Source organism: Bacteroidota bacterium (assembly GCA_039111535.1).
In the GTDB taxonomy this organism is placed as follows: Bacteria; Bacteroidota; Rhodothermia; order Rhodothermales; family JAHQVL01; genus JBCCIM01.
Genome location: JBCCIM010000045.1, coordinates 18,992 through 35,102, shown reverse-complemented (window position 1 = coordinate 35,102; position 16,111 = coordinate 18,992). Strand labels below are relative to the sequence as shown.

Genomic DNA, 16,111 nt, shown 5'->3' with positions numbered 1-16,111 from the left:
GGCCTTGCCATGATTGCCTTTCTTGCACCGCTTGTATACTACACCAAAAAGTCCCAGAAACTGACCTATTACTTCAGGATGGGCTTTGTAGTGTTTTTCATGATCGTAGGAATCCTCGGACTAAGCCTTATCAATGAGCGGTTTGGCAAGAGCCTTGCGCTACGGTTTGCTGTAAATGTGGGCGTAAGCGAAGTAGTCGACAGTGCAATTACCGGCAACAGGGATATCTTGTATGAGCAATACATGGAGCGGCTGGTAAACGGACTCCCGTTCGGACAAGGCCTGGGCAAACCTTATGCAGTGTTGCCAGACCGCGGCGCGTTTTACACCGTCGACAATTCGTACCTCTCTTTTATGCTGCCTTTTGGTGTGATTGGACTGATCATTTTGCTGGGCTTTCTGTATCAATTGCTCAAGTTATTGGGCCCGAAGTCAGATTCCTGGCCCCTGGAGCGCTTCCGAAAATTCATGCTACTCGTGGTTGGCGTAACGATGATTATTGCACTGAACATGGACCTGTTTTCGCGCAATAACTATGTGATCTTTATTACCTTCATTGCTATCGCGTATGCCAACACACGCCGGCTCCACGAAGAAAAACAATCTGTGCCGGCCTGATCCACATCCAGTATTCGTATCTCGATAGACAACACAAGTAATTGACCAAGCAGCCTACCATACTCATCCTATGTGTGAATTATCACAGCGAAGACGCGGTGCTTCGTTGTATGGATACGGTGCGGTCACAGCAATTTGACGGTCATATCCATACAGTAGTCATCGACAACAGCCAACCACCGACGACACATGCTGGCTTTGAAGCACTGACAAACGAAAAAGGATTTGAAGTTGTCGTCCCCCCTGAAAACCTGGGATACTTCGGCGGTGCCGCATACGGGTTCGACCATTTCACAAAATCAGCGCCTTTCCCCGATTGGGTAATTGTCTCCAACCCAGACATCCTCTTGCACGACACAGCTTTCTTTCAGAAGCTTCACAGTTTGCACGGGCAAACACACTGTGCAATGGTAGCGCCGGGTATTATGTCGAGCCTTACGGGTGATAATCAGAACCCGTACATGAAGCAGCGACCAGGGAAGTCGATTACCAGCTTCCGCAAACATATCGCAAGCAATGTATTGGTATTCAATGCGTATGAACTGTTATCCCATGCCAAGCGAGGCTTGCGAGGATTGTTCAAGCGTTCCAAACGCATGCTTGCTGCTACACCAGGAGATGTTTCCCGCATCTATGCGCCACACGGATCTTTCATTGTATTCAACAAAGCCTATTTTGCCGGCGGCGGCACACTCAAGTATGAGCCATTTTTATATGGCGAAGAAAACTATGTTGCCGAGCTTGCGATGCAAATGGATCTGCCGGTTTTGTATGATCCGAAACTCCAGGTGACACACGAGGAGCACGCAACAACTGGTCTACTCAAAAGCGGCAAGATGGTGAGCATCATTCATGATGCCCGCACGTACCTCTATGAACACTTTTATCTGACAACAACCCCTGGCGAACTACATGGAAAACGGTATTCCTAAAGTTAGCGTAATCATACCGGCCTATAACATGGGTGATTATGTCGGCCGGGCAGTTGCTTCGATCCTTGAGGGTAACTTTAAGGAGCTTGAGGTGCTTGTGATTGATGATGGTTCTACCGATCGAACGACCGAGGTATTGGCATCGTTTGTCAATCCCAAACATGCTGCTTACGACGCGCGGGTACACTACGTGCATCAGGAAAACAAAGGGAAAGCCTCAGCCGTGAACAAAGGCCTAAAAATGGCACGGGGCAGCTACGTAACCATTCTGGATGCGGATGATGAGTTTACACCGCACAGCCTGTCATCGCGGTATCCGACCAATGGCAGCCAGCCAGACATGATTATCGGTGGCTTTGAGGTATTTGACACAAGGGGTGTATTGGGCGTCAGGAATGAACCCTCTAGCGAGAACCCCGAGCAGTTGAAGCGTAGCATTCTGATGGCCTACAAAACGCCATTCTCGCTGAACACCTGCCTACTCTCCCGTGCACTTGTAGAACGGGCCGGCGACTTTGATGTGCGGCTCACCCGCTGCCAGGACATTGACTATTCGCTGCGCTGCCTCAAACAGACAGATAACATCACAGCAGCGCCGGCTATTGTCTACCGATACCGCAAACACAGAACCTCTATCAAAAACAGGCTACGCTTCCGGTATAAAACCACGTTCCACCGCCCACGCGTAGTCTGGAAAAACGCAGAAGGCGTATCGAAATTTTTTCTCGTCCCTTACGGCATCGGTATGGACATCGCGAAGATGGCCTTCGAACTCGTCGGCAATTACACGAAATAGGTTACAAGTTGAAGGTTTAGGTGAGCGCGCCCAACTTTAAACCTTAGACCAGGCTTTGTCTGAAAATCCAGTTCTGCTTTGTTAGATCCTTCGCATTCGCTCAGGATACGGCTTTGTCTGCGTTAATTGCGGATTTTTCAGACAAAGCCTAATTAAACGCCTGCCTGGCGAGGACGACAATTGTCAAGGCGCTCGAAATGATGCCTACGCTTTCGATAATGGTCCGGCCTACATCAACCCGTTCTCCGGGCTCTTTGGGTTGTTGCCGGGTTACGAGGATACGGGCGCCTTCGTCTACAACAGGGTTTTTCTTGAACAATCCTCTGCGGCGGACGCTAAAGGTTGCGCCGGACGCCTGTGTGAGCAGTACCGCTTCGCTTTCAGGCCGGCGCCCCCCTGCCCGATCCAGGTAATACGTCAATCGCCGACCAGGCTCATATTTGATCAGCCCTTCGTTGGCAACGTTACCACGGACAGCTACCGTATTGGGCTGCAAAGGAATCACAACTTCATCCCCCGGTAGCATAATCATGTCTGCGTCATAGTTGCCGGCGAGTGCTTTATCCATCTCCACAATCACCTGCAAATTCTCGCGTAATAGCCGCCCCCCTTTCGGGTATCCGGTTGGCAACACGCCTCCTGCGCGTCGAATAATTTCAGTCAGCGTCTCGTTCTCGCGGAGCAATGTATAGGTACCCGGGAATTGGACTTCCCCATTAATGGTGACAATCTGCTGCTCGCGAAAGCCCGGATCCAGTCGGACGTATACCCTGTCGAGATGCTGCAACTGAAATTGACGAGCAGGTCTCGAGCGATCAGGGAGCCCCTCGACTACGCCAAAAGAAGGATTTGAATTTTGGTCTAGTGCCACAAACGGCACCTGAATACTGGTTGCCAGCTCATTGATACTTCGAGTAGAATCCAACCGCGTCACTTCTACTTCCTGCAGGTAAGCGCCTTCTTCAAATCCGCCGGCTTGCAAGATCAGGTCTTCCAGCGTCATGCCTTCCCGGAAGCGAAACTGGCCTTCCTTTTTAACCGCACCTGAAATCTCGACGTAGGGCTCTCGTAATACTTCTACTTCCAGTGGGTAGATGCGAATTTCATCACCGGGCTGTAGCAGCTCAGCACCGTAACCACGGCCTTCAAGGGCCTCGCCAAGATGAAACGGTATAATTTCTTCTGACCGTCCGTCTGCACTTTTACGAAATAGATCGGCCCGATCTTTAAAGACATTTTTCAGATACTCCGGATCGCGTAAGCCTCCACCTTTATAGAGCAGGTTGACCACCGACATATTCTCGAGCAGGTCAAACTGTCCGGGTGTCCGAACCTGTCCCGAGATGTTTACAACGGGGATTTGCTGGAGCACCTGGGTTGAATAGATATAGAGGCTATCTTGTGGCTGTAGTACCAGATTCTGGGTCGGCACATCCTGCATGATTTCATCGAGGTTGAGCGAGACCACCTGTTTTTTCAGGTCTTCCGTCAACCGATACAGCTCCACCTTGCCGAGAAAAGCGTCTCCGGTGAGGCCATTTGCCTGCTGGATGAGTTCTCGCAGCGTGCGTACCTGTCCGGTCAACTCATAGGTACCCGGACTAAAAACAGCGCCATTCACACTGGCTGCGCGCACCTTGCTTAACGCTGCCAGGTTTGATGATTCGGGAATAGAAAAAATGGTTACAACGTCACCGTCTTCAATTGCAACGCCGGCGTCTCCGCGGAGGATCTCGGCGAGATTAAAGTCGAGTACGGTGCGCACTTGCAACGGATCAGCGCGGTCTTCAAAAGGCACCACGCGTTCAATCTGGAAACGACGGGTGTATGCTTCAGCTTTTAGCCCGCCGGCAAAAGAGAGTAAATCCTGGAATGTCTCCCGGCCTTTCAACTCATAAATAGCCGGCCGATGTACTTCACCCTTTATAGTAACCGTCTTGCCGCGGGGCGGGATAAACACGTTATCATTCGAGCGAAGTTGTACATCACCCGAAGAATATCCTTTCAACAGGTACTCGTAAAGGTCAACGGAATAGGTGACGCGGCCACGGCGGATGACCTGTACATCACGCAAGCTCCCTGATGTTTGTGGGCCCCCAACAGAGTACAATGCATTGAATACGGTAGAATTGCTTGCCAGCGGAAAACGGCCAGGCTTTCCAACCTCGCCAAGCACAAACACATTGACCGGTTTCAACCGCTTGACGGTCAGGTCCATCAGCACCTCAGGTGGCTCGGTGAGGAGACCGGCGTAACTACGCCCTAACCAGATGCGAATGTCTTCTCGCAGCGACGAAAGCCGGCTGCCGGCCACTACCCGCTGGCCCACATTTGGCACAAAAATGCGTCCTTCAGGATCCACTTCAAGGTCGTGCTGGAATTCTGCTGCACCAAACACAATAAGCCGCAGTTCATCGCCGGGCCCAACTACGTACCCCTCATCAACAGGGCCTACGGGCGCCTGCTCAAACATTTCCGGACGAATAAAGAACAGATCATACCCAAAGTGAATCAGGCTATCAGCCACCGCTGCCGTATCAGCGTCTACCAGTTCTTCACCTTCCCTGCGCACGCGCAACACTTCTTCGGTGTCGATGATGTTGTCGTTCCCACTTTCATCAATTGCATTAACCAGCAGCAGCCAATCATCTGATTTAGTGTCGGGTGATACGATGAACAAAGCTTGCCACATGCCTTCGTATTTACTCCCAAGCACGCGGCGCACGCTAAAGGCATACAGGGTGTCTTCCTGGGCGGCATCAACAAAAAAGAAATCGGCTACATTGATGCCAGAAAGGTCATCTTTTAACGGCACGCGAACCAGCACGGTATCACCGACAATGTTCTGGAAGCCAAGTTCAGCATCAAGATCGGGAGTTGGCAACAAGAGCGGGTCCTGGTCAGGGACGTAGAGTACTTCGGGAGAAATGATAGGCCGGCCGGCCAGGCTTGGCACTTCGCGATCTACGATGCCATCAGTTGGGACCGTTCGCCCCATTTCCTCTTCGTCAGCGATAGCGGTGAGCATTTGCTGGATTAACGATTCCGGTACACCTAGCTGCCGCGCACGCGCTGTTGCTGCTTCCGGGTCAGACAGATCTATACCGAGTCGCAGCGCTTCCCGCCGGGCTTCGTCGGCACTCATACCGTTTTGGCGAAGTTGCTGCTGGATCGATTCGGGAATCTCCTGGGCCTGGGCGGTGGCTGCAGAAAAACTGCTAACCAATACCAGGCAGGCAAATACAATGAACAATGGACAGGCTTGAGAAAATTTTACGTTATGCATCAATAAAAATGAAGTATTGCGAGCAATGCTAAGCCAATGCGCCAAATGCTATCAGTGTGTTGTCATCAGTTTTTGGCGCATTGTATGATGTGAGAAACGCTAAATTATGTTCGTCACGGATGGTGTTTCTTCTGAATAGCGTTTCTTATAGGATAAATATCATGTGCCGGCAACAACCGGACGATTTACAAGGCATAAAGCATCAATCTGGATATCTGGCGGCAACGGACCTTCAAACAATAATCAGACAAACAGAAATCAGGCATACAAAGATCAAACAGAGAAATGTGGACCCATATTTTGGAAGAACAGCGATAATCCTGGTTCAAATCTTTTATCAATGCGGTCTGATACGAAACAATGCCCGCAACTGTTCTTTTATTCGTGCGATTTCTCACATCTTAACAGGTGGTGCTTACCCAGCCCCCCTTTATCGTGATGCATATGTCAAAAAGCTCCCCTGAATCTATCCCTTTGTCGAAACCCAATATCGGCACCAAAGAGCGGGAATATGTCATGCGCGTGCTCAACTCATCTCGGCTGGCACTGGGGCCAATGCTTGATCAGTTTGAGGCCCAGATGGCGGCATTTTGTGGAGTCAAGCACGCCGTAGCGGTTAACAGTGGCACATCTGCATTGCACCTAATTGTAAAGAGCCTGGGTATAGGCGCCGGCGATGAAGTAGTTACCACACCGTTTAGTTTTATAGCATCGAGCAACTGCCTGCTTTTTGAAAATGCCCACCCCAGGTTTGTTGATATTGACCCGGCTACCCTTTCTTTTAATATGGAGCAGCTTCAGACAGCGATCTCGCCTGCTACAAAAGGGATTCTGGGGATAGATGTTTTCGGGGCACCTGCCCCCTGGCCGGCTCTCCAGGAGTTGGCAACGCAACACGGATTGCACCTGATCGACGACGCCTGTGAGGCGCCTGGCGCACGTATTGGAGACACCCCAATTGGGGCCTGGGGCGATGCGGCTGCCTTTGGTTTTTATCCGAACAAACAAATGACAACCGGCGAAGGCGGGTGCATCACCACAAACAGCGACACCCTTGCCGAACTGTGCCGCTCGATGCGCAACCAGGGCCGCGCTGTTCGCGAGCGCATGGAGCACGTACGCCTCGGCTACAACTACAGAATGGATGAACTGGCAGCAGCACTGGGCTGTGCGCAGCTAGAGCGATTGCCTGGATTACTGGCCGCGAGGGAACGCGTTGCAACAGCATATACGGAAGCGCTCGAACCTTACGTTGAAAGTCTCATATTGCCGGCGACGCCCACAACCATGCCCAACGTAACGGGAAAAAACCAGCTACCCGTAACGCGTAGCTGGTTTGTGTACGTGATCCGATTAAGAGAAGACTTTACAGACGATGCCCGGGACCTTGCCCTGAAACTTCTGCGTGAAAGAGGCATAGGGTGTGCATCCTATTTCCCCAGCATACATTTGCAACCTTATTATCGGGAGCGATTTGGATACAAAACAGGCGATTTCCCTGTTTGCGAGTCTATTTCGAATCGAAGCCTGGCGCTTCCTTTTTATCCCGCTTTGCTGCCCGGACAGATCTTTACGATAGGCGACATCCTGGGTGATATACTTCCGCAACTCCCTAAAAAAGTAAAGACTTTCTGATGATTGGGAACGTTGAAATGACCGGCTTTTTATGGTACAAGACCGCTATAAACGGTTGAGTCATTGGCACTTTACCGTGTGAACCAGCATTATACGGCAAGCCTTTTGCGAGGCAATACCGCATCTGTGCGTCTAGCATAAGAAAAACCTGCAACCTTGAACTTGTAACCTTTAACAACAAACAAATAATTCCCGGAGGATTGATTTGTTTGTACGTACCCTCTCTACTGCACTTCTATTCTCAAGTCTATGTATCTCATACTGAAAAGAACTGCTGATGTACTTCTGGCCCTTGCGCTTCTCATCCTTTTTTCCCCGTTATTTTTGGTGATCATGCTGGCTATCCTGCTTGAAAGCGGCCGGCCCATTTTCTTCAAACAGGAACGCGTTGGCCTTAAGGGACAGCGATTCTGGATTTACAAATTCAGGACCTTATACCAGGGCGCACACGAAGTAACAAATCCGCAAGCCATGGTCACCCCATTTGGCAGCTTCATGCGGCGTTGGGGCATCGATGAGTTGCCGCAGTTGTTTAACGTGCTCAAAAAAGACATGAGTATCGTAGGGCCGCGTCCAACAATTCCCGAACAAGTGGCACAGTATGGCCCCTTTGAAAAGCAGCGACTCGACATGCGCCCCGGCATTACAGGCTGGGCCCAAATCCATGGCAGAAACGCCATCGACTGGCCGCAACGCATTCAATTGGATGTTGAATATATCGAACAGGCCAACCTGATTAAGGACACCAGCATCTTATTGCGCACGCCGTTTAGCCTGTTGAACGGCAAAGAGAACACCTACGGCCCCCGTGGTCAAAATGTTGATTTTGTGGGCGCTGAAGAGTTGCCTGTTGAGTCGCCGATCTGATTCCAACCATCGCCCGGATTTCCAGCCAGCACCCAATGCATATTCTGCTTTTTTATCAGTATTACCATAATCCTGATTGTGCAGCCAGTGGCCGGCATTTCCAGTTTGTAAAGGCGTTGAGTAAAAATCACCGCGTCAGCATCATTACATCGGATATCTGGCAGAAGAAAAGGCAAACAAACAACTTTGCGTGGGCACCACCCGGGGTAGAAGTGCATCAACTTGCCGTGCCATACGAAAATGCCATGGGCAACGCTGCCCGGTTAAAAGCTTACGCCGGCTACATGTGGAAAGCCTTCTGGCAAGGGCTTAAAATTGACCGACCTGATGTCATCATCGGTAGCTCAACTCCGCTCACTGCAGCATGGGCCGCTGCAAAAGTTGCCCGTTTTCGCCGCATTCCGTGGGTTTTCGAAGTCCGTGACCTCTGGCCGGATTTCCCCATTCAAATGGGAGCCATCAAACACGGTTGGTTGCGCCGGCGCCTCTACAAAATTGAAGAAAATCTGTACAGTGGTGCCGCACATAATATTGCCCTCTCGCCAGACATGGCGTCACACATCGCAGAGAAAGGGGTCGGCGATGACAAAATCTCGGTCTTGCTTAACGGTACGGACCTGAACTTTGCCAACACCACAGATACCACTGCCGGAGATGCGTTACGCCAGGCCCATGGCCTTGCCGGCAAAAAAATAGTGCTGTATGCCGGCACCCTCGGACGCGCCAATGCAATACCGCAGATACTTGAAACCAGCAGCGCCCTGCAACACCGAGAAGACATACATTTTGTATTGCTGGGCAGTGGCTTCTTTGAGGCGCATATACGCAGGGCTGTTGCGGCACAACAGAACTTGAGTTTGATAGAAGCAGCGCCCCGACACCAGGTTTTCGACTGGTTTCGTGCAGCTACGGTATCGCTGGTATCCTTTATCAATCTGCCGGTTCTTGCAACCAACTCGCCAGCGAAGTTTTTTGATAGCCTCGCAGCAGGTACACCGGTTATTGTCACCAATCCGGGATGGACACGGGCATTTGTCGCAAAACACAACTGCGGGTGGTACGCACCTTGGGAAGAACCTGAAGCACTTGTTCGTTGTATAGAAAATGTGATAGACGATCCCGGGTTGCTTTCTACAGCCGGCAAAAACGGATCTACAATCGCTGCCGAGCTGTTTGACCGCTCGAAAATGGCCCTTCAACTGGAAACCATTCTTCGTCAATGTGCACTGCCGCAAGGAGAGTTGACATAGTTCGGTATGGGTTTTGATTCATTTTCTGACGTCGTAAAAACCTGACGTAATAAAAAGAGAAGACGCAGGGCGTTTTACCTGTGCGTTTTTCCATTCATTTTTTATTGTTCGACTCCCGGAAGCACTGATGTTACATCACGAAGGCTCTTCATTTCACCCATTGGCCCCGTCGGCTTTGCGCATCGAGCACCTGCTGGACCGTGCGCCGGCGCAGGTTGATGTTGATGCATTGCGCGCACATTTGCGCAAGCAGTGTGTGATGCTTACCGGTGCAGGAGGGTCAATTGGCCGCGTCTTAGCAAAAAAACTGCTAGACCTGAAGCCGACCAAACTGATCCTTGTTGATTTTAGCGAATTCCATCTTTTCCGCCTTGAACAGTCGCTCCGTAAACACAATCCCGATATTGAACTCGTTTTCAAACTGGTTGATGTTCGCCACACCACTGCCGTTGATCAACTGCTCGATGAACACGCACCCCAGGTGATTTTCCACGCAGCAGCCTACAAACACGTACCGATGATGGAATTCCATCCCGTGCAGGCTTTTGAAAACAACACCCTCGCGTCTGTAAACCTGCTCAGGGCTGCTGAACAACACAGCGTTGAGCAGTTCATTTTTATCTCGACAGATAAAGCGGTCGACCCAAGCAGCGTAATGGGTACAACCAAGCGCCTCACGGAATGGTATGTTCGAGCTGCCAATGGCACCATGCGAACCAAAACCGTCCGTTTTGGTAATGTGTTCGGGAGCCTGGGCAGTGTCGTACCAACGTTTATCGAGCAGATACTGGAGGGTGGTCCGGTTACGGTAACCCATGCTGACATGGAACGCTTTTTCATGGGCGTTGACGACGCCTGCTGTTTGATTCTGCAGACATTGCTTTACAGTACTGCGCCCGTGTTTACCTTGCGGATGGATCCTGCTGTGAAAATTCTGACGCTTGCCCAGCGCATGATTGATGTACTGGCACCGCAGAAAGACATCCCCATTAAATTTATCGGCGTGCGGGCTGGCGAAAAGATGCGTGAACAGCTCTGGTCAGCCAATGAAACACCGTTAACTACCCCACATCGCGATATCCTGGGCCTGAATGGACCGGCCATTTTCAGCCGGCTCGAACTGGATGAACGCATCGATTTCCTGCAAGCCCTTGCAGCAGCCCAAGCGCAGGAGCGCCTCAAAACTGCGCTGTTTGAAGCCGATTTTGTAGCACAGACCAGCTGATAAAAGCGTACGGCCCTTTCTACCGCGGCAATTGAACCGCAGAATAACGAAGAAGGAATGCTGAATGACGAAGTGATGGTGCTTCGATATTCAGCATTCCTTCTTCGTTATTCAATATTCCTCCTCCTTCGTCTCTTGATTTTACCGTAACGTGCTGGTAATATGGGGCATAGGGATGGGATGTGCCGAAGAATTACCCTTACGTATTCAACCCACCAACATACAGGTAGCGTTCATGGCGCCTACATCGCAAGAAAGAGGGCAGTGGAGCTCTAAACTAGGATTTGTACTGGCAGCAGCCGGCTCAGCTGTCGGACTGGGCAACATCTGGAAATTCCCAAGCGAAGTTGCTGAAAATGGCGGCGCGGCATTTCTGATTATTTACCTGCTTTGCTGTTTCCTCGTCGGCTTCCCCGTCATGACGGCAGAACTTGTTATTGGGCGAAAAACCAGCAAAAACCCGGTAGGGGCCTTTCGCGCCCTGAGCAGCGGCAGTTTTGCCCCCCTTATTGGATTCTGGGGCCTCATTTGCGGCATCATGATTCTGGCATTCTACAATGTGATTGCCGGCTGGGCATTCAGTTTTGTATTTGCCGAGATCTTCCATTTCACCGGAAATGCCGAGTTGTCCGCCTGGTTTAGCGGGAGCCTCGGCGGGGGTGCGGTGTCCGCCTTATTCTGTGTCCTCTTTATGGGGCTTACCATTTCGGTGGTAACCGGCGGCATCAGCGGCGGTATTGAGCGCGCCACAAAAACCATGATGCCTTTGCTGATTGGTATTCTGATCTTGATGATCGTTTACGTTGAAACCCAGGAAGGCAGCGGTGCAGGTTTTGCAGCATACCTGCAGCCAGACTTCAGCAAGCTCAGTGTCGGACTCATTTTCCAGGCCATGGGACAAGCCTTCTTCTCCCTCTCCCTTGGGATGGGGGCTTTGATTACCTACGGTTCTTACCTGAGCAAAAAACAGAATATCCCTGAAGTTGCAGCTTATGTAACCCTGGCAGATGTGGGCATCGCGTTTATCGCAGGCTTGCTCATCATTCCGTCAATGTATGTTGCCCAGGCAAACGGTATTGAAATCTTAAATGAAGCCGGCGCGCTTATTTCCAGTGACACGTTGGTATTCAACGTATTACCAGCCATGTTTCATCAGATGGCCTCAAGCGTCGGCGCCATCTTTGGCATCACGTTTTTCGTCCTCCTTTCAATGGCAGCCCTGACGTCTACCATTTCACTCCTTGAAGTACCAACGTCATACGCGATTGACGAATTGAACTGGTCCAGAAAGAAATCAGCCCTCATTATTGGTTCAGCGATCGCATTTTTCTCTGTGATCATCTCGTTCAACCTGAACCTGATTGGTGTCCTGGCTACCCTCTTTAATGACATTGGCCTGCCCCTCGGCGGATTTATGATCTGTATTTTCCTGGGTTATGTATGGAAAACACACAACGCCCTTGATGAAATTAGCAGTGGATTCCCAGGCATCAATGACCACTGGTTTAGCAAAGTATGGCCGTTCTTTGTCCGCTATATTTGCCCATTGCTGATTTTGGTCGTCTTTGTTGTTACCCTCCTGAATATCATTGGGTAATTACAGCAATTGAGAAGCAAGGCCCCGGGGAAACCCTAACCCCGGGGCTTCGTTTTTATCAACTGCGACATCCTTGTCGATATACACACTTTAAGTACTGTACTTCTAGCTATCCTTAACTAACCAGGAGTTGCATCCTCCCAGCAGTGGAAGCTGACCCTGATCCTTCTTTATACCCCAACGTAGCTTTTCTAGACGTTGAATCTGTTGCACTTGTAGTTACCGATGCAATGGCAGCATTTATAGGCACAACGATTGTGCTGTGGCTGCTTGTGGCGTTTCTTGCCAGTTGCGTACGCTCCTTCTCTTTTCTCAATAGCTCATCAAGCGATCTACTGAGAGAAAAAGGAGATACAGCAAGCAAGCGGTTGCGCAAGCTGATTGCCCAAAAAAACCAGGTTTTGCTTACACTCAACGCATTACTGGTAGTGGCAACGGTCTCCTTTACCCTCTTCTTCTACCTGGTCACCAACAACTACCTCGAAGCCAATACGGCGCTCTCGCTTAATCGGCGCCTGTTGCTATGTATTGTGGCTTGCACGCTTGTATTACTGCTTGCCAACAAAGTTATCCCGCGTATAATCGCAACCTGGAGTTTTCTGACGTTTGGCCGGCGCGTCTCGATGCCGGTAATGATCATTCATCGAATTGCCTACCCGATATCGCGCCCAATTACCCGCTGGTTTGCAGCGGCTATGGGATATGGCTCGCCAAGGATCCAGTATTTATCGGGCGATGACCTCAAAGCCATGGCTGATATTGGCGAAGCCCAGGGCACAATTGAAGAAGATGAGCGCGAGTTTATCCACTCGATAATGGATTTTGGCGACACCACCGTACGCGAAATCATGATTAGCCGGCTCGACATGGACGCATTGCCCATTACAGCCAGCCTCGATGACGTGCTTTATATGATTCGGAGCAGCGGTCATTCGCGCGTGCCGCTGTACGAGAACCACATCGACAATATTGTGGGTTTTGTCTATGTAAAAGACCTGCTTCCGTACATTTCGTCATCGAGTGGCCCGCATGAGCCGAACTGGCGCGAAACGGTCCGAAAACCATTTTTTGTGCCGGCCAGTAAACCACTCGACGATCTCCTGCGAGAGTTTCAGGCAATGAAAATGCACATTGCGATTGTGCTCGATGAGTACGGTGGCACTGCCGGCCTCGTCACAATGGAAGATGTGCTCGAAGAAATTGTCGGTGATATCCGCGACGAATACGATCAGGCAGAAGCAGAAATGCATGAGCAAATCGATGAGTTTTCCCATCGCTTCGATGCCCGAATCAATCTGGATGACCTCCGCGATCTTTTGAAGATTGAGTTGGATTTCGAAAGTTACGACTTTGAAACACTTGGAGGCCTTATATTTCATCTGAAAGGGGAAATTCCAGGGGAAGGGGATCTCGTGGAATATGAAGCCATGACCATGCGGATCGAGTCTGTCGAAAACCATCGCATTGGTCGTGTGTTTATCCAAATACATCCACCTACAGCCGACAAATCGCTGGTCGCATGAAACAGATTAAAGAGCATTGCGGTATTTTTGGCGTTTTTAACGCGTCGAACGCAGCCAAGCTCACGTACCTGGGTCTCCATGGTTTGCAGCACCGGGGCCAGGAAGGATCCGGTATCGTTACGTCCACCTTCGACGAGCACAAAAAGAAATGGGTTATGCCCGTACACAAGGACCACGGCCTGGTCCTTGACGTATTTAACGACCCCACCATCTTTGACACCCATCTGCTTGGCCTCTCCGCGATTGGGCACAACAGATATTCCACCAGCGGTGCCTCTGACAACCGGGCCAACATTCAGCCCTTCAAAGTGCACTACCGCGACGGCAACCTCGCATTGGCGCACAATGGCAACATCTCGAATGCGCGCGAATTATGGCGCTCTTTTAGCGAGCGTGGTACCATCTTCCAAACGTCCAGCGACAGCGAGATCATCCTCCACCTGATCGCCCAGAGCCGCCGGCGCAAACAAACTGACCAGATTCTCGACGCGCTCTCCCAACTGGAAGGCGCGTTCTCTTTGCTGATGTTGACGGACACCAGCATGATTGCCGTCCGCGACCCGAACGGTTTCAGGCCCCTGGCTTTGGGCAAATTGCAAACGCCAAACACGGAAGGCCCAACATACCTCGTTTCCAGCGAGACGTGCACGTTCGACCTGATTGGCGCAGAGTATGTACGCGATATTGAACCCGGCGAAATTCTGGTTATCTCGCGTGATGAGCGGGGCGAAACCACATTTACAAGCTACAATTTGCCCTCGAAGTACCGGGTCAGTCAGTGTATTTTTGAATACATCTATTTCGCCCGCCCTGACTCAATGGTGTTTGGCGAAATGGTAGACAAGGTCCGCCGTAAAATTGGCAAAGAACTGGCACACGATGCGCCGGTCCCGAAAATCAAAGAAGGCGAAAAACCGCCTATTGTGATTTCAGTGCCTGATTCATCCAATACAGCTACCCTGGGCTATGTATCCGAGTGCCAAAAGCTTGGCTTCGACTGTAAATACGAAATTGGTCTCATCCGCAACCACTACATCGGCAGGACATTCATCGCCCCCGGTCAGGATACGCGGGAAACGCGTGTCCGCTTAAAATTCAATACCGTAGATGGCGTGCTCAAAGACCGCGTAGTGGTTATAGTCGACGACTCCATTGTACGCGGCACCACAGCCCGCTTCCTGGTTAACATGATCAGGGAAGCCGGCGCAAAAGCGGTGCATTTCCGCGTCTCTTCCCCCCCTGTTATCAGCCCCTGCTTCTATGGCATGGACTTCCCCAGCAAAGAAGAGCTCTTTGCCAACCAGTTTGGCAGTATTGACGAAATGGCGAAATGGCTGGGTGTAGATTCCGTTGCTTACATCACAGCAGATGGTATGATGAAAGCTGTGAAAGCCGCCAATGAGTCCAAACACGGCTACTGCAATGCCTGCTTTACCAAGGACTATCCAACGCCAGTAGAGATGGGCGTGACCAAAGAAGAAAACGAGTGGTAAGTGCAAACAAATAAATCCTGAAGGATTGATCTGTTTGCTGTTAAAGGTTACAGGTTGAAGGTTTTTGGCCTTTACCGTTCTGTTATACGGAATAGGATTTACGAAAACCCTCAATATTTATTTGTTTGCACTTAGTTACAATGCCAATCTATCACGCAAGCTGTTCTACCTGATCGTCATGCCCAACTAGATTGGGTATCCATCCGAATTGCAGCAACCTCACACTCGGCATGGGATCAATATACCCTGCGATAAACCCGCTGAGCAACATTTCCATATGCTACTCTTTCGCCCTCTACTCCCCCAAATCCAGCATAATTTTTTAAGTAGCCGGCAAAAAAGTGTGCCGCTGAAGAATATCTAATAAACGTACAAACACTTGGATCACGAGGGGTTATCGTGAAGCAACGCGTGCGTTGTTTTTTGAAATAGATAAATGAGTGGAAGTTGGGATATTTCCCCCGGTAATCATTACCCAATCTAACGACTTTTGTAGAGGTGACTTTCAGCACAGCCTTATGCGCCAAAAACGCACAGTCAAAATGCCGTTGGCGCACGCGTCTTACAAGTTTAGTTTGACTAAGAAAAGGTTAAAAAGGGCCTTTGTCCTTATTTTTATTGGGTATATTGTTGACTATATGCTTTGACTCTTTATTTATTGAAGTATTACCTCACTACGATCCAGCCATATTTACTACCCACCACAAACGGAGACAAACATGAGAAACCCTGTTGATCGATTGATCCGTGTCATGGTAGTTGGAGTCGGTGTAGTAGGTTTGCTGCTCTTCGCAGTATTCCAGCTATAACTGGAGTCCATATCATTACACTTGCACCGTAAAGCCGTATGTAACTACCACCGCTTTACGCGCCACATCTTTTTCAAAAC

Annotated in this window: 11 protein-coding genes; 10 read left to right on the top strand and 1 reads right to left on the bottom strand. The window is 50.3% G+C overall.

Translation table 11 applies throughout. The features are described 5' to 3' along the window. From AAF564_09430 to AAF564_09420, 3 genes are all read left to right on the top strand, one after another. Positions 1-618, top strand: a 618-nt coding sequence (locus tag AAF564_09430) for a hypothetical protein (GenBank protein ID MEM8485759.1), incomplete at its 5' end; no start/stop codon positions are given. A gap of 74 nt (positions 619-692) precedes the next feature. Then, entirely contained in the window at positions 693-1,550 is an 858-nt protein-coding gene (locus tag AAF564_09425) for a glycosyltransferase (GenBank protein MEM8485758.1), read from the top strand. Next, a complete protein-coding gene (locus AAF564_09420; protein ID MEM8485757.1) occupies positions 1,531-2,346 on the top strand; it encodes a glycosyltransferase family 2 protein in 816 nt (271 codons plus the stop codon). The genes AAF564_09425 and AAF564_09420 overlap by 20 nt, the downstream gene beginning before the upstream one ends. 148 nt (positions 2,347-2,494) lie before the next feature. Here AAF564_09420 and AAF564_09415 read toward each other — a convergent pair whose 3' ends face one another. Next, complete coding sequence (locus AAF564_09415) at positions 2,495-5,632, bottom strand: SLBB domain-containing protein (protein MEM8485756.1); 3,138 nt, start codon at positions 5,630-5,632, stop codon at positions 2,495-2,497. A gap of 444 nt (positions 5,633-6,076) precedes the next feature. On the opposite strand from AAF564_09415, the gene AAF564_09410 reads away from it, so the two are divergent. From AAF564_09410 to purF, 7 genes are all read left to right on the top strand, one after another. Continuing rightward, positions 6,077-7,267, top strand: coding sequence for a DegT/DnrJ/EryC1/StrS family aminotransferase (locus AAF564_09410; GenBank protein MEM8485755.1), 1,191 nt, complete (start codon positions 6,077-6,079; stop codon positions 7,265-7,267). A 249-nt stretch (positions 7,268-7,516) separates the two neighbouring features. Beyond that, positions 7,517-8,134 (top strand): sugar transferase, encoded by a 618-nt coding sequence (locus AAF564_09405; protein MEM8485754.1) that lies wholly within the window; start codon positions 7,517-7,519, stop codon positions 8,132-8,134. A gap of 35 nt (positions 8,135-8,169) precedes the next feature. After that, positions 8,170-9,384, top strand: a complete 1,215-nt coding sequence (locus AAF564_09400) for a glycosyltransferase family 4 protein (protein ID MEM8485753.1) — start codon at positions 8,170-8,172, stop codon at positions 9,382-9,384. A gap of 127 nt (positions 9,385-9,511) precedes the next feature. Then, a complete protein-coding gene (locus AAF564_09395; protein ID MEM8485752.1) occupies positions 9,512-10,609 on the top strand; it encodes a polysaccharide biosynthesis protein in 1,098 nt (365 codons plus the stop codon). Between the two features lie 235 nt (positions 10,610-10,844). Next, positions 10,845-12,206: a sodium-dependent transporter gene (locus tag AAF564_09390; protein MEM8485751.1), complete on the top strand. Its 1,362-nt coding sequence runs from the start codon at positions 10,845-10,847 to the stop codon at positions 12,204-12,206. 146 nt (positions 12,207-12,352) lie between these two features. After that, positions 12,353-13,729: a hemolysin family protein gene (locus AAF564_09385; protein MEM8485750.1), complete on the top strand. Its 1,377-nt coding sequence runs from the start codon at positions 12,353-12,355 to the stop codon at positions 13,727-13,729. Beyond that, positions 13,726-15,222: an amidophosphoribosyltransferase gene (gene purF, locus AAF564_09380; protein ID MEM8485749.1), complete on the top strand. Its 1,497-nt coding sequence runs from the start codon at positions 13,726-13,728 to the stop codon at positions 15,220-15,222. Before AAF564_09385 ends, purF begins: the two co-directional genes overlap by 4 nt. The last annotated feature ends 889 nt before the right edge of the window (positions 15,223-16,111 follow it).